The organism is uncultured Paenibacillus sp. (assembly GCF_963515335.1).
Classification (GTDB): Bacteria; Bacillota; Bacilli; order Paenibacillales; family Paenibacillaceae; genus Paenibacillus_I.
In genome coordinates this window covers 25,824-45,746 of sequence record NZ_CAUPYC010000029.1, presented here as the reverse complement: position 1 = coordinate 45,746, position 19,923 = coordinate 25,824, and the positions used below count along the sequence as shown (strand labels likewise).

The 19,923-nt window shown below is 56.1% G+C and carries 21 protein-coding genes; 18 read left to right on the top strand and 3 right to left on the bottom strand.

Going from position 1 to position 19,923, the window contains the following annotated elements:
• The 12 genes from RWM61_RS11220 to RWM61_RS11165 form a co-directional block, all read left to right on the top strand.
• Positions 1-588 (top strand): glycoside hydrolase family 66 protein (locus RWM61_RS11220; RefSeq protein WP_314000696.1); only part of this gene is annotated, 588 nt, incomplete at its 5' end.
• Positions 537-1,109 (top strand): glycoside hydrolase family 66 protein, encoded by a 573-nt coding sequence (locus tag RWM61_RS11215; protein ID WP_314000700.1) that lies wholly within the window; start codon positions 537-539, stop codon positions 1,107-1,109. The genes RWM61_RS11220 and RWM61_RS11215, both read left to right, overlap by 52 nt.
• A gap of 479 nt (positions 1,110-1,588) precedes the next feature.
• Positions 1,589-2,815, top strand: a complete 1,227-nt coding sequence (locus tag RWM61_RS11210; protein WP_314000698.1) for an ROK family protein — start codon at positions 1,589-1,591, stop codon at positions 2,813-2,815.
• A gap of 9 nt (positions 2,816-2,824) precedes the next feature.
• Complete coding sequence (locus RWM61_RS11205; protein WP_314000694.1) at positions 2,825-4,348, top strand: sugar ABC transporter ATP-binding protein; 1,524 nt, start codon at positions 2,825-2,827, stop codon at positions 4,346-4,348.
• Entirely contained in the window at positions 4,329-5,354 is a 1,026-nt protein-coding gene (locus RWM61_RS11200) for an ABC transporter permease (protein WP_314000692.1), read from the top strand. Before RWM61_RS11205 ends, RWM61_RS11200 begins: the two co-directional genes overlap by 20 nt.
• A gap of 97 nt (positions 5,355-5,451) precedes the next feature.
• Positions 5,452-6,576: a substrate-binding domain-containing protein gene (locus RWM61_RS11195; protein ID WP_314000690.1), complete on the top strand. Its 1,125-nt coding sequence runs from the start codon at positions 5,452-5,454 to the stop codon at positions 6,574-6,576.
• A 57-nt stretch (positions 6,577-6,633) separates the two neighbouring features.
• A complete protein-coding gene (locus RWM61_RS11190) occupies positions 6,634-7,482 on the top strand; it encodes a sugar phosphate isomerase/epimerase (protein WP_314000688.1) in 849 nt (282 codons plus the stop codon).
• A 4-nt stretch (positions 7,483-7,486) separates the two neighbouring features.
• The gene (locus RWM61_RS11185; RefSeq protein ID WP_314000686.1) at positions 7,487-7,912 is read left to right on the top strand and encodes a cupin domain-containing protein; all 426 of its coding nucleotides are present in this window, start codon (positions 7,487-7,489) and stop codon (positions 7,910-7,912) included.
• A 26-nt stretch (positions 7,913-7,938) separates the two neighbouring features.
• Positions 7,939-9,165 carry a Tm-1-like ATP-binding domain-containing protein gene (locus RWM61_RS11180; RefSeq protein WP_314000684.1) on the top strand — a complete coding sequence of 409 codons (1,227 nt, stop codon included), beginning with the start codon at positions 7,939-7,941 and terminating at the stop codon, positions 9,163-9,165.
• 3 nt (positions 9,166-9,168) lie between these two features.
• Complete coding sequence (locus tag RWM61_RS11175) at positions 9,169-10,002, top strand: phosphoenolpyruvate hydrolase family protein (protein ID WP_314000682.1); 834 nt, start codon at positions 9,169-9,171, stop codon at positions 10,000-10,002.
• Positions 10,003-10,020: 18 nt separating this feature from the next.
• Positions 10,021-10,560, top strand: coding sequence for a gluconate 2-dehydrogenase subunit 3 family protein (locus RWM61_RS11170; RefSeq protein ID WP_314000679.1), 540 nt, complete (start codon positions 10,021-10,023; stop codon positions 10,558-10,560).
• On the top strand, positions 10,557-12,251 hold the full coding sequence (locus RWM61_RS11165; RefSeq protein WP_314000677.1) for a GMC family oxidoreductase: 1,695 nt from the start codon (positions 10,557-10,559) through the stop codon (positions 12,249-12,251). Before RWM61_RS11170 ends, RWM61_RS11165 begins: the two co-directional genes overlap by 4 nt.
• A gap of 107 nt (positions 12,252-12,358) precedes the next feature.
• Here RWM61_RS11165 and RWM61_RS11160 read toward each other — a convergent pair whose 3' ends face one another.
• Positions 12,359-13,495 (bottom strand): glycerate kinase, encoded by a 1,137-nt coding sequence (locus tag RWM61_RS11160; protein WP_314000675.1) that lies wholly within the window; start codon positions 13,493-13,495, stop codon positions 12,359-12,361.
• Positions 13,496-13,650: 155 nt separating this feature from the next.
• Here RWM61_RS11160 and RWM61_RS11155 point away from each other — a divergent pair, with 155 nt between their 5' ends.
• From RWM61_RS11155 to RWM61_RS11145, 3 genes are all read left to right on the top strand, one after another.
• Complete coding sequence (locus RWM61_RS11155; protein WP_314000672.1) at positions 13,651-14,751, top strand: sugar diacid recognition domain-containing protein; 1,101 nt, start codon at positions 13,651-13,653, stop codon at positions 14,749-14,751.
• Positions 14,752-14,882: 131 nt separating this feature from the next.
• The gene (locus RWM61_RS11150) at positions 14,883-15,188 is read left to right on the top strand and encodes a hypothetical protein (RefSeq protein ID WP_314000670.1); all 306 of its coding nucleotides are present in this window, start codon (positions 14,883-14,885) and stop codon (positions 15,186-15,188) included.
• Positions 15,189-15,695: 507 nt separating this feature from the next.
• Entirely contained in the window at positions 15,696-16,004 is a 309-nt protein-coding gene (locus RWM61_RS11145; protein ID WP_314000668.1) for a Dabb family protein, read from the top strand.
• Between the two features lie 96 nt (positions 16,005-16,100).
• Here the strand turns inward: RWM61_RS11145 and RWM61_RS11140 are convergent, their stop codons facing one another.
• The gene (locus RWM61_RS11140; RefSeq protein WP_314000666.1) at positions 16,101-16,889 is read right to left on the bottom strand and encodes a 3'-5' exonuclease; all 789 of its coding nucleotides are present in this window, start codon (positions 16,887-16,889) and stop codon (positions 16,101-16,103) included.
• 192 nt (positions 16,890-17,081) lie between these two features.
• Here RWM61_RS11140 and RWM61_RS11135 point away from each other — a divergent pair, with 192 nt between their 5' ends.
• The 3 genes from RWM61_RS11135 to RWM61_RS11125 all read left to right on the top strand — a co-directional run bounded on the left by RWM61_RS11135 (position 17,082) and on the right by RWM61_RS11125 (position 18,397).
• The gene (locus tag RWM61_RS11135) at positions 17,082-17,696 is read left to right on the top strand and encodes a DedA family protein (RefSeq protein ID WP_314000664.1); all 615 of its coding nucleotides are present in this window, start codon (positions 17,082-17,084) and stop codon (positions 17,694-17,696) included.
• A gap of 258 nt (positions 17,697-17,954) precedes the next feature.
• Positions 17,955-18,086: a hypothetical protein gene (locus RWM61_RS11130; RefSeq protein ID WP_314000662.1), complete on the top strand. Its 132-nt coding sequence runs from the start codon at positions 17,955-17,957 to the stop codon at positions 18,084-18,086.
• 29 nt (positions 18,087-18,115) lie between these two features.
• A complete protein-coding gene (locus tag RWM61_RS11125) occupies positions 18,116-18,397 on the top strand; it encodes a DUF3817 domain-containing protein (RefSeq protein WP_314000660.1) in 282 nt (93 codons plus the stop codon).
• 18 nt (positions 18,398-18,415) lie between these two features.
• Here the strand turns inward: RWM61_RS11125 and RWM61_RS11120 are convergent, their stop codons facing one another.
• Positions 18,416-19,906 (bottom strand): alpha-L-arabinofuranosidase C-terminal domain-containing protein, encoded by a 1,491-nt coding sequence (locus RWM61_RS11120; protein WP_314000658.1) that lies wholly within the window; start codon positions 19,904-19,906, stop codon positions 18,416-18,418.
• Positions 19,907-19,923: the final 17 nt, after the last annotated feature.

Here is a 19,923-nt window from a genome sequence, read left to right as displayed (position 1 = left end):
GACGCTGCACGATCGGGTAGTCACAAGCTCCCACTTCAAACGATAGTTAAGTGGGAGTCATTGACCGATATTTTCTGCATCATGAATATAAGCGAGCAGTCCCCGTGGCACCACCACAGTATAGGCGAGTACAGGAAGGCGGTCGAACAGGTCGGTTTTGACGGCATTCACATGGATACGTACGGTTATCCGAAAACGGGCTTTTCCAGGCTCGGCGGCGAGCCGAAGCTGGAGCGTCTGGACGAACAGTTTCCCGCGTTGATCAACAACACCCGCCGCGAGCTGGAGCAAAGCAAGGACGACGTCTGCCTCATTTTCAACAATGTCGGCAATTGGCCTGTCGACACGGTCGGCGCGGCCGCGCAGGATGCCATCTACGTCGAGGTGTGGAAGCCGTACGAGCGCTACCATCACATCCGGGAAATCATTGCATGGGCGCAGCGGCACGGCGGAGGAAAGCCGGTCATCCTGGCGGCCTACCTGGTCCCGTTCCGTCTGGAAACCGAAGAGAACATCGACAAGCGCACGTATCCGCCCTGCTGCTGTCTGCCGTTATTTTCTCGCATGGCGCCTATCATCTTCTGTTAGGGGAGAACGGGGGCGTGCTCACGCAGGGCTATTACGTCGACTATTCCGTGGCGGGCGAGACGTTTATGCGGGAAATCCGCAATTATTACGACTTTATGGTCCGCTATCTGCATGTGCTGTACGAGCCGACGCTGCGCGATGTGTCCATGACCCATGTCGAAGGCGACAACCTGGAGTATGTATTCGAGGGCGTGCCTTTTTCCGCTTACGGGGAGCCGGGCAAGGTGTGGACGGTCGTACGGGAGAACGAGAAATATAAGCTGGTCAGCTTCATTAATTTCACGAACAACTCCGAGGATTACTGGAATCAGGGGAAAAATCGGCCGCGCGCCCAGTCGGAGGTCAAGGTGCGGATTCTGATGGAACGCGAGGCGAAATCGGTATTCCTGGCAAGTCCGGATACCGAGATAGGCAGGCCGACGGAGCTCGAAGCGGTCTATGAGGACGGTCCTCGGGGTAACACGCTGGTCCTCACGGTACCGGTCACGCATATCTGGGGTTTGCTGGTCGTGGAGCTTTAATAGAGCAATACGTGACGACAAAAAAGCAGCCCTCGAGTAGATTTAACCTATCTACTTGAGTGGCTGCTTTTTCACATGTAATTGTGGAAAGTTATCGCTTGAGTTCGTTGTTACGGGACCGATCAATAAAATGCCCCATTTCTTGATCTATAAACTCTCTTGAGAGACCCGCCTTTTCAGGAGGCACAGCCATAACACCAGTTTCTGAAGTATCGCGAGCTCGAATCGCCTTTTTATACTGTATGCGTACAGTTCGACCGGACTGTGTTAGAACCAATTTGGTCCGCATAGCGATCACATCCTTTGAACAGAGTATAACGCAATTTGGGTTGCCGAAAAACTTATTTCCCGGTAAAGCAAGTTTTATAAAATAATTGCCGACTTTTTTATATTGATTGTGAAAAGTTTTGAATTTATGATAAAAAGCAAGAATAAAAGATAGCGCTTACATTTTGACGGGGAGTGATTATCTTGTGGAAATGTCTCCGATAACGACCGCTATCTTGAAGGTCATCAGGCGCAGCCATAAGCCGTTATCAAAGGCCGATTTGGTTAAAATGACAAGCTACAGCCTGGCGACGGTGAATGAGCATACGGAGTTTCTGCTTCGCAGTGAGCTGTTGGCGGAAGCGGAAAGGGGGCCTTCGACAGGAGGCCGCAAGCCGATCCTCCTCACCTTCAACGCCGAATTGGGCTTCGTCGTCGCCATAGACCTGGAATCCACGCATGTAAGAGTCGGTATTGCAGACTTGAACAGCAAAATTCTCACCTCAGAATCTTCGAAAGATATCGATGTAAGTTTAGGTCCCTCGGCAGTTCTCGAGAAAGTCAAAGCGATCGTCTTCAACCTCATGGATCAGCTCGGCATCACAAAGCATCAGATCAAGGGCATCGGCATGGGCGTGCCCGGCCCGGTCAGGTACAGCGCAGGAATTACGACTTCGCTGGCCATCATGCCCGGATGGGAAAACTATCAGGTCAGTCAATTTTGGAGCCAACACTTCGATTGCCCGTGCTTCGTGGATAACAATGTGCACACGATGGCCTTGGCGGAGCAAACGGTCAACGCCGATTCGGATCACGCCAATATCATCTTCGTGAAGATCGGCAACGGCATCGGCGCGAGCGTCATTTGCAACGGCCGGCTGTACCGGGGATCAACCGAATACGCCGGCGGTATCGGCCATATCAACATCGGACATGACAAGCTTTGCTATTGCGGCAACCGCGGCTGTCTGGAAGCGCAGGCAGGCGGCAGGGCAATCGCGGCGCGGGCGGAGCAATTGGCCCGCAGCGGCCAAAGCGAGTTTCTGATGCGGTTGCTGGAAGAGAAAAACAAGCTGACGTTATCCGATGTGCGCAAAGCCGTCGTGGAATCGGATCCCGTGGCGGTTGAACTGATGCGGGAGTGCGGGAACGTGATCGGCGATGTGCTGGCAGGCCTTGTTAATTTCTTTAACCCTTCTCTGGTTTATATCGGCGGTGCCGTTTCCGGAGTCGGCGATGTGCTGCTTGCTTCCATCCGCCAATCGATTTATCAGCATTCGCTGCCGCTCGCGACGCGCAGCCTGTCGATCCAGCATCTCTCCCTCGGGGAGAATGCCGGCTTGATCGGGGCGGGCGTGCTGGCCGCCGAAGAAATCATTTACGGACATGACGTCATCAGCCGCATCGCGTCCGTACGAAATATTGCCGGTGAGAGGTGATCGAGAGACATGGGAGAACCTGTTCGTGCCGCCCAGAGCGCTCCGCTGCTGGAAATGCGCAATATCACCAAGAGCTACAACGGCATCAAGGTATTAAACGGCATTAATCTGACCGTCAATCCGGGCGAGGTGCTTGCGCTTGTCGGGGAGAACGGAGCGGGCAAGTCGACGCTGATTAAAATTTTATCCGGGGCCATTACGGCGGACTCGGGCGATATCCTCATCCAAGGGGATAAGGTCGTGTTTCAAACGCCGCATGATGCGGAGCAAAGCGAGATCGTGACGGTGTACCAGGAGCTGAACCTTTTCGCGCATCTTTCGGTCGCCGAAAACCTGTTCTTCAGCAGGCACCAACAAGTGAAAGGCTTGATTAACTGGAAGAAAATGCACAGTGACGCGAAGCAATTTCTGGAGGATTTCGGCGTTTATTTGAAGGTGGATCAGCCGGTCAGCCGGCTCAGCATCGCCGAGAAGCAAATGCTGGAAATCGCCAAGGCGCTGCACCGGAATGCGCGGGTCATGATTCTGGACGAACCGACCGCGGTCCTGGGTGGCAATGACGTCGAGCGTCTGCTGGAAATCGTAAGAAGGCTGAGAGATCGCGGTGTTGCGGTCATCTTCATTTCCCACCGGCTGGATGAAATTTTCGGTCTGGCGGACCGGTACCTCGTCTTGAAGGATGGGCACCAGATGGATGATGGGAGCATCGGCGATACGAATCCGGACGATTTGGTCGGCAAAATGGTCGGGCGTCATATTTCGGCCGCACCGCCGGACAAGATTCAAACGGATTCAAGCCCGGAGCTGTTGAGGGTCGAGAATCTGTCGAGGAAAGGCGTACTCTCGGATATTCGTTTATCGCTGCACGCAGGGGAAGTGCTGGGCATTGCCGGGTTGCGCGGCTCGGGCAGAACCGAGCTGGTCCGGGCCATATTCGGAGCCGATCCGATCGATACCGGGGCCGTCTATATCCGGGGCAATAAAGCGGATATCCGTTCTCCCAGCGCGGCGGTTCGCAACGGGATCGGGCTCGTTCCGGAGGATCGGGGCAACCAGGGGCTATTCAAAAATCTGTCAGCCTCCCACAACATGTTTATGGCCAACAAGAAGATCAAATGGATTCATCACGGGAAAGAAAAAAGCACGGCAAGCGGTTTCGTCGACTCGCTCAAAATCAAGCTGGCGCACCTCGGCGTGCCGGTCGGCAGCCTGTCCGGCGGCAATCAGCAGAAGGTCGTGCTTGCGAAATGGCTGGAAACCGGGGTCGGCATTCTGCTGCTGGACGAACCGACAAGAGGCATCGATGTCGGCAGCAAGGCTCAAATCTACAGCGTCGTGCGCGATTTGTGCAGGCAGGGCATGGGCATTATTCTCATCTCGTCGGAATTGCCGGAAATTTTGGAAAACAGTCACCGGATTCTCGTCATGAGCAAAGGGAGAATTACCGGCGAGTTGGATCGCGAGTCCGCTACGGAAGAGCTGATCATGAAATACGCAGTAGGAGGGTCGTCCATTGAAAAGCGAAATCAATAACGACACGATGCTTGCCAAACCCGTCCTGGCCGGAGTGGGCCGGTATGTGCCGCCATTTCTCGTCAACTACAAAGTGCCATCCATTCTGTTCGCGTTATTGTTGATCTTTACGATCGTCTGGGTACCGGAGTTTTTCAACCTTCAGAACATCGTTAATGTGGCGCGGCAGGCTTCCATTACAGGCGTTGTCGCAATCGGCATGACGTTCGTCGTGCTGACGAGCGGGATCGATCTGTCGGTCGGCTCGATTCTCGCCGTGGTGGGCGTATCGTTCGCCATGCTGATCCAGAGCGGAGTCCCGATCGGAGTTACGATCCTGATCGTATTGCTCATCGGCGTCGTTATGGGTCTCATCAACGGCGTAGGAAGCACGTTTTTCGGCATACAGCCGTTCATCATGACTCTGGCCGTAATGGCGGCCGGCGCCGGTCTGGCCTTGCTGCTGTCGAACGGAACGCCCCAATCGTTCGCGCTGGACAGCAAGCTGCTCGCTTTTCTCGGCAACGGCTCCTTTCTGGGCATACCCGGGCCGGTCTGGATTTTCGCCGCCAGCGCCGTGATTGCCGGTGTCATCCTGAAATATTTGCCCTTCGGCAGATTCGTTTACGGCATCGGCGGTAGCCTGGAGGCCGCCCGCCTCTCGGGTGTGAAGACGACGCGCGTCCTGATTCTGGTCTATGTCGTCAGCGGCCTGTGCGCTGCAATTGCGGGCATCATTACGACATCGAGACTGTTTGTCGGGCATCCGACCGCCGGCGGCTTCATTATGCTTGACAGCATCGCGGCCGTCGTCATCGGCGGCACGAGCCTGATGGGCGGACGGGGAAGCGTGGCCGGAACGGTCGCCGGCGTCTGTCTGCTGGCCATGGTAGCCAATCTCCTGAATCTGCTTGGAGTTTCTCCGTTCAATCAGCAGATTGCAAAAGGACTCATCATCATTATCGCGGTATTGTTCACGACCCCGGGTTTGAAGGACAGAATGAAGCAGCAGTGGTCGAGCCTGTAAAGGGTCCGGTATGAAAAGGGGGATGCGATGCAAATACGAGCCGCAACAGGCGCATTTGTAACACGATTGAAAAAAAGAAACCGGGAGGGTTAAAAGCGTGAAAAACGTGAACCGTTCGAAAATGATGGTTGCTGTTTCACTGGTGTTGTTGTTAGTGTTTGTGGCTGCCTGCGGAAACAACGCGGCGAACAGCCCTGCGTCCGATAATACCTCGGCCGACGACACGGCATCGGCTGGCGGAGCGGCGAACGCAGGAGGAACCGGCAACGCAGCTTCCGCCGAGGCGCCGATTAAGATCGATTACGGTCCCTATTGCGGGGACGAGTGCAAGCAGGCGCTGGCTTTGGGGAAAGACCCCGCTTCCTATGAAGGCAAAGTCGGTTTTGCCGTTGCTTCGCTGACGTTCGGTTACGGGGTGGCCCTTAAAGCGCAAACGGAAGAGCACGCCAAAAAGTATTTCCCGAACATCGAGCTGCTTGTCGGTGACGGACAGAACGATCCGGTCATTCAAACGAGCGTAGTCGACGATTTCATTTCTAAAGGCATTGACGTTCTTATTATTAATGCCGTCGAGAAGGATGCGCTTGCGCCGGTCGTGAAGAAAGCGATGGATGCCGGCATCAAGGTCATCTCCGTCGACCGTACCGTCAACACGCCTGTGACGACCACCATCAAAGGCAACGATATCGACCTGGGCACAAATGCAGGCGGATCGCTGGTGGAAGTGATGGGCGGCAAAGGCAACGTCATTGAGCTGCAGGGCAGCGCTTCGGCGTCTCCCACCATCGACCGGCACCAGGGCTTGGTGAATGCCATCGAGGGCACGGAAATCAAAGTCATCGCAAGCCAGTATGCGAACTACGATCAGGCTACCGCGCTGAAAGTGATGGAAGATCTTCTGCAGCGCTTCCCCAGCGGTGAAATCGACGCCGTCTTTACCCACGCCGACATGATGTCGGAAGGCGCGCTGCAAGCGATCCGCGCGGCCGGACGCGAGGATGAGATCAAGATCGTCAGCATCGACGGACAGGAATCCGCCCTTGATTGGGTAGCGGCAGGCGCATTCGAATCCACGACGGTATACCCGGTTGTTTCGCCGATGGGCATCATTGCGGCCGCCAAAGCGATCGCCGGCGAACAGCTGCCTGAATTCGTCAAGCTGGAAACGCCTACGGTAACAAAGGACACGGCCGCTCAATTCAAAGGCACGACCTTCAAGTGATTTTTGTAAATCGGGCTTCGGACTCTTAAATTAACGATTTGACTGGAGGAACTGACCATGGCAATGAAATTATCGTTCAACACGTGGCCTTATGCGAGTTTTCCGGTATGGCTGCCGGCCTATCCGCTGGAAGAAGTGATCAAGCGTCTGTCCAGAATCGGTTACCAGGGAATCGAGATCGGCTGCGCAAGCCCCCACGCGTATCCGCCCACCCTCTCGAAGGAGAGAAGAAAAGAAACGAAGAAGATTCTGGATCATTACGGCATGGAAGTATCGAGCATGCTGCCTGCGCTTAGCGGCGGGCCGGGACATAACGTCGCTTCTCCGATTCCGGAGGAAAGGAGCCATACGATCGAACATATGAAGGACATCGCGCAATTGTGCGAGGAATGGGGCTGCAAAACGATTCTGTACATTCCCGGCTGGCAGGTGTTCGGAACGAGCCTTGAGCAAGCGTGGGCATGGAGCGTCGAAGCGCTGTCCGAGATTGCCGACGCGGCGGCGAATCACGGCGTCACGCTGGTAATCGAGCCGACGTCGCACGACAGCAACATCGTCGACCGCTGCGACGATGCGCTTAATATGATGCGGGAAGTGAATAAGCCGAACGTCAAGGTGATGTTCGACACGTTCCATGCCCTTTACCGCAAAGAGCCGTCGACGGATTATATTTACGCGATGGGCAAGGATCTGCACCATCTGCACATTTCGGATAACGACCGTCTGGCGCCGGGCCAGGGACGCGGAGATTTTGTGGGCGTTATCCAAGCTTTGAAGGATATCCATTACGACGGCTGGCTTGCAATGGAAATCGGCTTCGACCGCCGCGACATTGAGCCCGACCTCGTGGCCCGCCAAGCCTATGAATATCTCAAACCGCTGATCGATCGGGTAGAGGGGAACTGAAGCGATGGGCAACCGTAATTTTTTTGTGGAACCGAAGGATGTAGAAACGATGACGTTCGATTGGGGAAGTTTCAAGGTGACTTGCTCACCCGAGGTGAACGGAGCTTCCGGCTTTAGCGCAGGCATAGTGGAGATGCTGCCGGGCGGCGGCCATGACCGCCACAACCATCCCGGAGCGGAGGAAATCATTTATGTGCTGGCCGGTGAAGGCGAGCAGATGGTGGAGGACGAGGACGGCAATCCGATCGTCTCGACCGTAACCGCCGGGTGCACGATTTATGTGCCGGAAAGCAGATACCACTATACCGTGAATACGGGTAAAGACCCCATGCGCGTTTTTGTCGTCTACTCGCCGGCCGGCTCGGAACGGGAATTGCGGAAGCTGCCGGATTGCCGTATCGTTCCCGCCGAGCAGTCTCCGGCGCGTTAATTCCAATCCGTCATGGAGGCAGCCGCATGGTAACGGTCGTTCTGGTAGGGACGTTGGATACGAAGGGAAAGGAATACGAGTACGTCAGAAATCTCATCGCGGCTGAGGGGTGTCACGTCATTACGATGGACGTCGGCGTCATGGATATCCCGCAAATTCAGGCGGATATTCCCAGAGAGCAGGTTGCCGAGGCGGCCGGTACCGAATTACAAGCCCTGATCGAGAAAAAGGACCGCGGCTTTGCCATTGAACGAATGTCACAGGGAGCCGCGGCGCTTGTCCGCAAGCTTCACAGCGAAGGCAAGCTTCACGGCATTCTGGCTTTGGGCGGCTCGGGCGGTTCCTCCATCGCGACATATGCGATGCGCTCGCTGCCGATCGGCGTGCCGAAGCTCATGGTTTCGACGATCGCTTCGGGAGATACGAGCGCTTATGTGGGTCAATCCGACATTACGATGATGTACCCGATTGTTGACATTGCGGGCATTAACTCGATATCGGAGCGGATTCTGACCAACGCCGCGGCATCTATTACCGGCATGGCCCGGGCGGCGGACGGTTTGCGGAACAACCCGGGGCGAGGCAAGCCTCTTGTGGCGGTTACCATGTTCGGCGTGACGACGCCGTGCGTGACGCACGCCCGCGCCCGGTTGGAGCAATTGGGATATGAGGTCGTCGTATTTCATGCGAACGGGTCGGGCGGCCGCGCGATGGAAGGCTTGATGCGGGACGGCTTTTTCAGCGGGGTATTGGATTTGACGACAACGGAGCTTGCGGATGAGCTGGTCGGCGGCCTGCTGTCGGCCGGCAAGCACAGACTAGAAACGGCAGGCGAGCAAGGGATTCCCCAAGTCGTATCGTTAGGCGCGATGGATATGGTTAACTTCGGCCCGCTCGATACGATCCCGGCCAAATTTAAGGGCAGAACCCTGTATAAGCATAATCCGAATGTGACTTTAATGCGCACCTCCAAACGGGAGTGCGAACAATTGGGCAGAATTGTCGGCGAGAAGCTGAATCAAGCAAAAGGGCCGGTTACGGTTTTTGTGCCGCTCAAAGGGGTTTCATCCATTGCCCTGCAAAATGAGGTTTTTTATGATCCGGAAGCCGATCGGGCATTGTTTGAGAGCCTTACGAATTCGTTGAAGCCTCACATCCGGCTTATTGCGATGGATACGGATATTAACGATCCTCATTTTGCCGAAGCGGCTGCCGATCGCATGCATGCATTAATCAACCGACTGGGGTGTTAACGAATGAGTAAAAAGGAAATGATGGACCGGTTCAGAGATCAGGTCAGCAGAGGAATACCGATTATCGGCGCAGGGGCGGGAACAGGCATTTCGGCGGTGTGCGAGGAAGCCGGCGGCGCGGACATCATTATCATTTATAACTCGGGACGTTTCCGGATGGCGGGCCGCGGCTCCATCTCCGGCTTGATGCCGTACGGCGATGCCAATGCGATCGTCATGGAGATGGCGGGCGAGGTCATTCCGGTCGTGAAGCAGGCTCCGGTGCTGGCCGGCGTGTGCGCGACCGATCCGTTCAGGCCGATGCCGCAGTTTCTGGATAAGCTGAAAAATGAATACGGCTTCAAAGGCGTTCAGAATTTTCCTACGGTAGGGCTTTATGAAGGGCGCTTGCGCCAAAACATGGAGGAGACCGGCATGGGCTACTACCGCGAGGTGGAAATGGTCCGAATTGCGAGTGAAATGGACCTGCTTACGACTCCCTATGTGTTTAATGAAGAGGAGGCGCGCGCGATGGCGGAAGCCGGAGCGGATATCATCGTCGCACACGTCGGCACGACGCTCAAGGGCTATATCGGGGCGAAAAGCACGATGTCCATGGACGATGCGGTCGGTGCCGTGCAAGCGATGTGCGACGCCGCGAAGGAAGTGAATCCGGATGTGCTCGTCATCTGCCACGGCGGTCCGATCGCCGACCTCGACGACGTCAAATACGTGTTGGAAAAAACGAACGGGCTCGCGGGCTTCTATGGGGCTTCCAGTATGGAACGATTGCCGGTGGAAGTCGCTATTACGGAAAATGTAAAGCAATTCAAAGCGCTCACGCTGCGCAGCTCGTAAACCGGGAGGAAGCCGCTTATGTCCAATATGTTCTTTAATGAAGAGGAAATGGGCTTGGTTCAAGCGATCTGCGGCCGCCTCATCCCGAGTGAACCGGGCAGTCCGGGAGCCATAGAGGCGAAGGCCTGCATTTATATCGACCATGCGCTGGCGGGTTATTTCAGTCATCTTCAGAACTATTACCGGCAGCGGCTGCATGATTTCAACCGTTTGGCCAACCGGTATTACGGAGCCGACTATGTGCGGCTTGCGGCGGAGCAACAGGATGGTCTGCTGCGCAGCATCGAGCACATGCAGGTCGGAGAAGATTCGGACAACATGAGGGTGTTCTTCGAGGTGATTCATGAGCATACGATCGAGGGGACGTTCGGCGATCCGAAATACGGCGGCAACCGGGATTTCGTCGGGTGGCGGATGCTCGGATTCCCTGGTGCGCAATGGGGTTATACGGGCGAGCAGATGAGGCTCGGTTACGACAGCAGGCAAATCGAGATTTTATCGGTGACCGATCTTTTGAACCGGCATAAGGAAGCGGAGAAGGAAGTGAATAGGTCATGAGCGCACAGGTTGATGCGATCGTCGTCGGCCTGGGGGCGGCAGGCGGCGTCATCGCGACGGAGCTGGCCCGCGGCGGGCGGAAAGTGGTCGCGCTTGAGAAGGGAGCCTTCTACCGGCAGTCCGATTTCCTCGGCAAGTTCGATGAAATCCGCTATTATTGCCGCAGTGCAATCGTCCCGCATATGAAGTCGGATCCGATTACGTGGCGGCCGAACGAGAAAACAAAGGCGGAGGTGCTTCCTTGGGCCTCCAACACGCTCGGTTTAGGAAATCCGTTCCAGATTCCGCCTTCGATGGGGACGGGGGGCGGCACGCTCAATTGGGGCGGAGCGGCATTCCGGTTCCGGGAGGCCGACTTCAAAATGAAAAGCACGATCGTCGAACGTTTCTCGGAATCGGCGCTGCCCGAATATACGACGCTGGAGGATTGGCCGATCGACTACCGGTTGATGGAGCCTTACTTCGACCGGGTGGAATGGGAGCTGGGCGTGGCCGGCCAAGCCGGCAACGTGAACGATACGACGCTGGAAGGCGGCAATCCGTTCGAAGCCCCGCGCACCCGGGATTATCCGATGCCGCCGATCCAGCGGGGAGCGGTCGATGAATTGTTTTGCGATACGGCGAAACGGCTCGGGTATCACCCTTTTCCGACGCCGACCGCGATTGCGACCAAGGATTATAAAGGAAGGAAGGCGTGCACCAACTGCGGCTTTTGCCACGGCTTCCCTTGCCATATCGGATCCAAGCTGTCGACCCACGATCTCATCAAAGCGGCCGTTGAGGAGACGGGCAATCTGGAAATCCGGCCGTTCAGCCGGGTGTTCCGGGTCAACAAGCAGGCGGACGGCCGGGTAAAAGGCGTTTCCTATTACGATGCCGACGGCAGGATCGTCGATTTGGAAGCGGAGGTCGTGATCCTTGCCTGCTATGCGTTGGAGAACGCAAGGCTGCTGCTCAATTCGGGCATCAACGGAAACGGCCATGTCGGCAAGCATCTGATTCTGCATAACTACGGATGGTTCAACGGAGTGCTGCCGGAAGTTACAAATTCCTTTATGGGCTCGCTGCAGGGAGGCTCCATTATCGACGATTATACGTCCGAGCTCATTCCGGACAATGACGAAGGTGTGCTGTGGGGATCTCCGATCAACACATGGACGGGAGATTTTCAGCCGATTGAGACGATCCACGGCTTGCCGCCGCATGTGCCGAAATGGGGAAAAGGCTTCAAGGATTGGATGAGTCAAAACTTCCGGCGCCTGTTCCGGATGTATTCGCAGCATTCCACACTGCCAACCCATTCATATTACGTGGATCTGGATCCGGCCGTGAAGGATCCGTTCGGCCAACCGGCGTTGCGCATCACCCACGAATGGACGGATTACGATGCGAAATCGGTGGAGTACTTCATGAGGATCAAGCGGGAGATCGCGAAGGAAATGGGCATGCTCGAATGGTGGGAGGACTCGCCGACCCCGAATTATCATGTGACCGTGCATGACGTCGGGACGCACCGTATGGGACTGGACCCGAACAACTCGGTTACGAATCCGTACGGTGAGGTTCATGAATGCAAAGGACTGTATGCGGTCGGTGGCGGCCAATTCGTCTCCCAGCCGTCCTATAATCCGACCGAAATGATTTTCGCCCTGGCGTATTTAACGTCGGATCATTTATTGGAGCGTGTGTGAAATAGGGCTTTCCTGCAAGGTCATCCTCGATGGCCGGCGGGAAAGCCCTTCGTCTTTCAGTCGGTATAAGAAGCTTTCGGAAAAAGGTGTCTTGCCGTTTGCTGCGTTTAACCTTGTGACCTTGCAATCATGCGGATTACATTCCGCGCGCACTGCTCCAAATTGCGTTCCGCCTCTTCCATGCAGGCTTCGAGCGTGGACGGCCGCGGCACGGTGGAAAAGCAGGCGGCGAAGCGATCGTACAACGCTTCGATGTCCGCCCCGAGGCTGCCGGAGATCAGAATCGCCGGCTTGCCGGCTTCATTGGCCCATTGGGCGACGTACCAGGGCAGCTTGCCGAAGACGGTCTGTTCATCGCTCCGTCCTTCCCCGGTAATGACCCAGTCCGCTTGGGCGATCTGCTGCTTCAAGCCGGTCAGCTGCTCCACGACCTGGGCGCCGGGCACCATATCGGCCCCGATCGCCATAAACGCAAAGCCGAGGCCGCCGGCCGCCCCGGCTCCCTGCCGTTCACGGAGCCGAAGGGACAAGGCCGCTTCCATTAATACGGCATAGCGCGCCATGCTTTCGTCGAGCAGCGCGACTTGCTCGGGAGAAGCGCCTTTCTGCGGGCCGAAAATATGGGATGCGCCCTGCGGCCCAAGCAGCGGATTGGTCACATCGCAAGCAACGGTAATCCGGCTGTCCTTCAACCTGGGGTCAAGACCGGCCAAATCGACATACCTGAGCTTCGTCAAATCCCGGCCGAACCCTTCGAGCGGCTTGCCGGCTCCATCCGTGAAGCGCGCGCCCAGGGCGGACAGCATTCCGATTCCGCCGTCATTGGTCGAGCTTCCGCCGAGCCCGACGATGAACTGCCTGCAGCCCTTGTCGAGCAGAGCGCGCATCAGCTCGCCCAACCCGCGCGATGTCGTTTGCAAGGGGTTCCGGCGCTCCGGCGGAAGGAGCGGCAGCCCGAATATGCTGGCCGCCTCCAGCACGGCGGACAGGGTTTTCCCTCCGCCGATTTCCCCGTAGCAGGCGGTTCGCGGCTCGCCTTCCGGGCCCGAAACTTGATGCTCGATCAATGTGCCGCCCGTTGCCTGAACGAGCGCGGCGACGGTTCCTTCTCCGCCGTCCGCCATGGGGACGACCGTCGCTTCCGCTTCCGGCAGTTCCTTCCGTATGGCGCGGACAATCACCGCGCCGACTTGAGCGGCGGTCAGGCTGCCTTTGAAAGAGTCGGGTGCAATGACGAATTTCATGGGAAATCCCCCTTTTACCGCGGTGACGGCAGTTCTTATCCCTTCCATTTTACCGGATCGGAAGCTTCAAAATCTTTGTATGAAATGACTAATTATTTACCTATTTATAAGTTAGTTTTAGTATATAATGTACACCATCAGATAGGAGGGTTAAGATGCTCACCAAGCAATTGGCGGACGAGATCGTAACGGAAACGATGAGGCGTTTACACCGCAATATCAATATCATCGACGTTAACGGTACGATTATCGCAAGCGGCGACACGGAACGTGTCGGTGAATATCATGAGGCGGCCGCAGCGGCCATCAAGCGGGAACGAATCGTCATCATCCATCAAGCCGATTTGCCGAAATGGCGCGGCGCCCAGGCCGGCGTCAATATGCCGATCCGTTACGATCGGCAAGTCGTCGGAGCGATCGGCATAACCGGCACCCCGGAGGAGGTGGAGCCGTTCGGCCAACTGGTTAACATGACCGCCGAGCTCCTTATCCGCCATCATTACGCCAAGCTGCAGGATGAATGGAAGCAGATGACGTGCGATCTCATTGTCGGGGAGCTTCTGAAACAATCGGGTTCTATCGACTTCCAATCGGTCGATGCCGGACTTGAAGCCATTCGCGTTCCATTTAGGCCTCCTTATCAAATGGCTGTTGTACGGTTTACGGATTCCATCCGCAAAAGGACGGAGGAAAGCTTGGTGATAAAAGTCCGCCGGCTCCTGGAGAGCAATCGTGACCTGATTAGCCTGCATCGGCCCCAGCGTTTGCTGCTATTGTTCTCCGAGGCGGCTGAAGAGCGGGTCAACGCAAAGCTTAAGAAGCTCAAGCAGCTGCTGCAAGCGGAAACCGGGTCGTTTCTCGTCGGAGTCGGAAGTTCCACCGGGCTGCGGACCGACATACGCCGCAGCTATGCGGAAGGGGAGTCCGCCTTAAGCTGCGCCGGTTCCACGAACGAGCCGATTGTTTATTTTGACGAGGTGGAAGGGCAGGCGCTCGTGCGCTTCATCCCGGCCGAACACCGGGAACGGCTTGTCGGGAAATTGCGGCCTCACTGGAATGCGAAGCTGGAGGAAACGCTCGAATGCTTCTTTGCATGCAGTCTCAATGTCGCCGAAACGGCAACCCGATTGGGCATTCACCGCAACACGCTGCTGTACCGGCTCGACAAAGTGAGGGAAACGACCGGATATGATCCCGCCGTTTTCCGCGATGCGATGGTTTTGCAAATGATGATATGGAGTTCCCCGCTCAGGTGAAGGCAGGCTCCCGCGTTCCCAGTTCGTAAACAACAACACAAAGGGAGGTTTTTGATTTGCATGGACATCGTGACGCTTGTCACAATGGTGTCCTGGGCAACCGGGTATACTTTCTTTAGGAGGGAAGCCCAATGAAGGAGTGTGTATTTTACTTTAAGGTGCTGAAAGCCGGCCGAAGCAAGGAGCTGCGGGCGCTCATCCTGCTCCCCGACGGCAAGCAGCCCGGCATCTCCGATTTCGTCCGTTCGTTTCGGCAGCTCGGTTACGACGTGAAGCTGGAGAACGAGAAAGAGCTTATTTTCAAGTCGGTGGACGGCGGAGAGCCGTATCTTCTCGATATTACGAAAATCAAGATCAAGGGCGATACGGAGGACTTGCCCGAACACGACGGCGAGCTTCGCTCGATTGTGGAGCATTTGGTTCGGCACGAATGGTAATCGGGCGGGCGGGTGCCGCAACGTGCAACCGACATATAAGATGACATTTGTCATGCGAAGGGGCTGACAGAGTTCCTTAACGCGTGGCTTTTTTATCAGGTACGATAAGATCAAATAAGACGGGTTGATTTCATTGCCTGGAGCGAATCGGTTGCAGCAGCCAAGGGCATGGGGGTGGATAAGGAGCATTGTGCGCAAATAGTGAAGTTGGTTCGCTATTTTTTGTCGTATAACCCATTTGGATGTCTGTAGCGCATGATGTTCCCTAATAGAGAAATTGGTTTCCTTAATAGGGAAGCATATTCGTTAAGCGGTCGGCAGGTCGGGGAACGCTCCTATAATAGAGAACCATCTTTTTTATTAGCAAACAATTTTTCCTAAGCGCGGTTCAACCGCCGTCATGCAGCGCCGGCCAGACTTGCCGAAGACGGGGCGGAGGCGGATAATGATGAGTATAGCGTCGATTCCCGCAATAAATAGATTACCCACAGGGAGGCTGTAAAACCGATGTTCGAACATCTCGTATCGTTTAAATTCAAAGGCAAGCTGGAGTCGCAGAAGGAAAAAGAGCTGCTGGAGACGCTGCGGTCGTTCCCGCGCGACATTCCCGGCATCGTCGATTTGACGGCGGGCATCAATGTGACGGAGGAAACCGAAAATATCCGCGGTTACACTCTGGGTTTGCGCGTGACCTTCGTAAACAGGGATGCGCTGCGGCAGTACGGCCCGCATCCGGCACATCAGAGGTTCGTTCGCATGCTGGACGGGATCATCGACGAGGTGATCGTCGTCGACTATCCGGTGGAGACGCGCTGATTTCCCCGATGCCGTCAAGGCTACGCAAAAAAGCGCATCCAGAGCCCGTGGCCAGGCCATGATGTGCTTTTGCCGCCGGCGCCGCTTAGAAGCTGCTCAGTCCGCGGCTGCCGGGGCCGCAGACGTTTTTTTCCGCAGCGCCTTCTCCAATTCCTCCGCGAAATACGCCTGCAGCTCCGCGAGCTTCCGGGGATCCTCAAGCGGCACCTTGTCCTTGAGCACATGCTCGGCAAGCAGCTCCCATGTGGGAGATTTTTTTTGCGCCAAAAGGGCTCGAATGGCGTTTTTGACCAGCTTGCGCTCCTTGGCGTTCGTGTACAGGTCTTTGAACCGCTGCACGCGCGCGAGATCCAGCCCGCTGCAGATTCTCCTGAAAATTTCAGCCGTCATCTGCGCGTCGTCCAATGCCCGGTGCGCGGAGCCCTCGTTCGCGATGCCGAGATCGAGCAAAGCGCCTTCGACGCTTACGTCATTGGTGACGTTTTTGTACCGCAGATACCCTTTCAGTAAATCGAAATAGTCGACGGCCATCCAGTAGGCATCGTCCATTCCGTGCATCCGCGTGTCATAGACGATCCGCTTCAAATCCTCCCCGCCCCAGGTCAGGAGCAGGAAAGGGCGCCCGCGGTCCAGCCAGGCCATGAAATCGGCTATCACCTTGGGGAAGCCTTCCGCCCGGTCGATCTCCTCCTGGGGGATGCCGGTTTTCTTCTTGATGAAGCTGTTCAGCTTGGGGAAATAAACCGGCTTCACGAACGCTTCGAATTGATCCGTTTGCCTTAAGGACGCATCCAGCCGGACCGCGCCGATCTCGATCACCTCCATCGGCAGCTCGCTGGCAAATTTGCGGCCGTTAAATTCAATATCCAACACGATGTAATCCACTATAGTGCCTCCGATCGGTTGCTGACACTACCCATTCTAACAAAAAACGGCGCAATATAAAAACGGGGAGCGGGCTTTACAAAAGCGCCGAAGCATAAGAAAATAAGCGGGGGAGCTGTCCTCCTGGAAGAAGGCTCCGTATTTACCGTAACGCTGCCGAAGGCGTTAAAAATAATCGTTCAGGGGTGTGGAATGCAGAACTGGATTACCGATTTTATGGAGCAGTACGGTTATATCGGCATTTTGATCATGATTGCGCTGGAAAATGTATTTCCGCCGATTCCCTCGGAGGTCGTTCTGACGTTCGGCGGATTCATGACGACGCAGACGGCCATGACGGTACCCGGCGTCGTCGTGTTCGCTACCCTGGGCTCGGTGCTGGGGGCCGTCATCCTGTACTGGATCGGCCGCGCGCTCCACGTGGAGCGGCTCGAAGCGATCGTGGGGAGATGGGGACATATTCTCCGGGTCAAGAAGGAGGATATCCGCAAAGCGGATGCCTGGTTCGACAGGTACGGCCATTGGACCGTTCTGTTCTGCCGGATGGTTCCGCTGATCAGAAGCCTGATTTCCATTCCCGCCGGCATGTCGGGCATGAATTTCGGGGTTTTCCTTCTTTACACCACGATCGGCACGCTGGTATGGAACATCGCCCTCGTGTGGGTGGGAGCGACTCTGGGAGAGAATTGGGAGGACATTCTTTCCTTTATGGACGTTTACTCGAACATTGCGTATGCTGTGATCGCATTGGCCGGGTTGGCCGTTATTTTCTACTTGATCCGCAAAAACAGAAAGCCCCGCAATTAGCCGTATCGATATTGCGAAATTTCACAAGAAAACGGAGCGAATACGCAGGTTGGCCTGCTGGATCGCTTATATTCGGGCGACTTCGGCGCGGTAAGCCGGTATGCCGCCGTATGCAAGTCCGCGTCACGTGACCGGCAGTCGACGACTGGCCGGTTTGTTTGTCTCGCGCTGTTTCTAATTTGGCGATGAGTTTGCTATAATTAGGCTCGGTTGAGGGCAACGCATCATGACAAAATTGGCTGAAGGGATGGCTGGCTCATGGGAGTACCGGCGGGCGTTTGGATCGCTGCGGTTATTATTGCTATCATTCTTGCTTGGATCACGTTCTGGGTCACCAACAAGGCCTACTCGAAAAAATGGGACGACCATGATAACGAACCGGGCCAATAAGACAACTTGGAAGCGGAGGATATCTTACTATGTGGAAAACCCACGTAGGACGGGTGCGCGGCGTCGGTCTGCTCGAAGGCGCTTCGTTCCTGGTTCTGCTTTTGATCGCCATGCCGCTTAAATACGGCGCAGGCATCGATGAAGCCGTCTTCGTCGTCGGCATGGTGCACGGCGTTCTGTTTTTGCTCTATTTGCTGGTCATCGCGCACGCATTTTTCGCACGTCGCCTTACCCTTCGCATGTCGGCTCTCGCCGTCGCCGCATCGATCGTGCCGTTCGGGCCGTTCTGGCTCGATCGCAAGCTTCGCTAAAAAGCTGTAACTTGGCGGTCACATCCCGATAATGTTGACGGAATGGGGCGGCAGTTCGATGACCGGCCTGCCGTTCCGGAGGGCTCCGTCGATCGGAACCGGGCGGACGCGCTCCGGATTGTCTATGTCGTTATAGGCGTCTTTGCTATCCGCGGCAAGGGAGATCCAGGATTTCACCGCTTCCCTTCCGTCCCTGCTTTGCAGCCTCAGCTTGACGGCTTTTTCCGGGTGGCGGTTGATCAGCGAGAGCCGGACCTCGCCGGAATCTCCCGCAAGGGTGGCCGCGCAGTCCAGCACGGGGATGTCGGCAGAAGCTTTGCCGTGCCGCACCGGGAAGGAAGGATTGCCCGCGATCCAACTGTCGATGACCCTGTCGCCGAGACCGTTCACATACATATCGAACACATGATAAGCGGGGCGAAGGACGATGCCGTTCTCATGCGTCCGGATCAGGCCGCGTGTGTTGACCGAAGGCGCATAATTGGCCATGCCAACCAAATCGCTGTGCTTCAGGCACAGATTGAGGAAGCAGGCGCTGAACAGCGCATCGGCCATCGTGTAGGAATCGTCGAGATCGTTCAAGTCCCTTGTGCCGATGTAATCCTTCGGATCCGTGGCGGTATTCACGTTAGGATGATGCCAGCCGCGCAAATTCCACTCGTCGAAGGCGACCCGGATTTTGCCCAGATAACCCATGACGCCCAAAATATGTCTCGTCTTCTGGATCTGATTTTCGATTCGGGTCGTGTACAGCATGCAGGTTTCGTAATCGGACAAGCGGTTATCCTGCCAGAGCGGATCCCAATACCCGTGGATCGACAACCAGTCCAGGAATGGGCCGGCCTCGCGAAGTAAATGGATGTTCCAATCCAGGTCGGCGACGCTTGCGGCGAAGAGCTCAATGGACGGATCGACGCGCTTCATCATTTTTGCCGATTCCCGCACGAATCTGCCCCATTCTTCGGGCGTCTTTGCGCCCATCTCGCCAGGCAGGTAGTTTTCATTGCCGATGCTCCAATAGGTGACGTTGTGCGGCTCGGCATGGCCGTTCGCCATCCGCAGCTTCGCCCATTTCCCTTCCGTCCGGAGGTTGCAGTATTCGACCCAATCGCTCATTTCCTCCGGCGTGCCGGTGCCGGCGTTCGTACAAATATAAGGCGCTGTCCCGAGCTTGCGGCAGAGGGCTATGAATTCATCCGTGCCGAACTCGTTGGTGTCTTCCACCCGCCAGGCTTTATCGAAGTGCGGCTGCCTTTCCGGCCCGACACCGTCTTTCCAGTGATAAGCGGAGACGAAGCAGCCGCCCGGCCATCTGACTACGGGAGGACGAATTCGCTTCCACGCTTCAAGCACGTCCGTCCGGAAGCCGTGTTCATCCGAGAGCGGAGAACCCGGATTGAAGATGCCGCCGTAAATCTGGTTGTGGAAGTGCTCGATGAAATGACCGTAGATCCGCTCGTCCCTCTGTCCGGTTACACGGTCGGGATCGAAGACAACTTTGATTTCCATTGTTCCGGTGCTCCTTT

Coding starts and splice junctions, on each gene's coding strand:
- RWM61_RS11135 (WP_314000664.1), top strand. CDS start 17,082: ATGCAGAACTGGATTACCGATTTTATGGAGCAGTACGGTTATATCGGC.
- RWM61_RS11120 (WP_314000658.1), bottom strand. CDS start 19,906: ATGGAAATCAAAGTTGTCTTCGATCCCGACCGTGTAACCGGACAGAGG.
- RWM61_RS11165 (WP_314000677.1), top strand. CDS start 10,557: ATGAGCGCACAGGTTGATGCGATCGTCGTCGGCCTGGGGGCGGCAGGC.
- RWM61_RS11185 (WP_314000686.1), top strand. CDS start 7,487: ATGGGCAACCGTAATTTTTTTGTGGAACCGAAGGATGTAGAAACGATG.
- RWM61_RS11150 (WP_314000670.1), top strand. CDS start 14,883: ATGAAGGAGTGTGTATTTTACTTTAAGGTGCTGAAAGCCGGCCGAAGC.
- RWM61_RS11170 (WP_314000679.1), top strand. CDS start 10,021: ATGTCCAATATGTTCTTTAATGAAGAGGAAATGGGCTTGGTTCAAGCG.
- RWM61_RS11190 (WP_314000688.1), top strand. CDS start 6,634: ATGGCAATGAAATTATCGTTCAACACGTGGCCTTATGCGAGTTTTCCG.
- RWM61_RS11145 (WP_314000668.1), top strand. CDS start 15,696: ATGTTCGAACATCTCGTATCGTTTAAATTCAAAGGCAAGCTGGAGTCG.
- RWM61_RS11160 (WP_314000675.1), bottom strand. CDS start 13,495: ATGAAATTCGTCATTGCACCCGACTCTTTCAAAGGCAGCCTGACCGCC.
- RWM61_RS11205 (WP_314000694.1), top strand. CDS start 2,825: ATGGGAGAACCTGTTCGTGCCGCCCAGAGCGCTCCGCTGCTGGAAATG.
- RWM61_RS11180 (WP_314000684.1), top strand. CDS start 7,939: ATGGTAACGGTCGTTCTGGTAGGGACGTTGGATACGAAGGGAAAGGAA.
- RWM61_RS11210 (WP_314000698.1), top strand. CDS start 1,589: ATGTCTCCGATAACGACCGCTATCTTGAAGGTCATCAGGCGCAGCCAT.
- RWM61_RS11175 (WP_314000682.1), top strand. CDS start 9,169: ATGAGTAAAAAGGAAATGATGGACCGGTTCAGAGATCAGGTCAGCAGA.
- RWM61_RS11125 (WP_314000660.1), top strand. CDS start 18,116: ATGTGGAAAACCCACGTAGGACGGGTGCGCGGCGTCGGTCTGCTCGAA.
- RWM61_RS11155 (WP_314000672.1), top strand. CDS start 13,651: ATGCTCACCAAGCAATTGGCGGACGAGATCGTAACGGAAACGATGAGG.
- RWM61_RS11130 (WP_314000662.1), top strand. CDS start 17,955: ATGGGAGTACCGGCGGGCGTTTGGATCGCTGCGGTTATTATTGCTATC.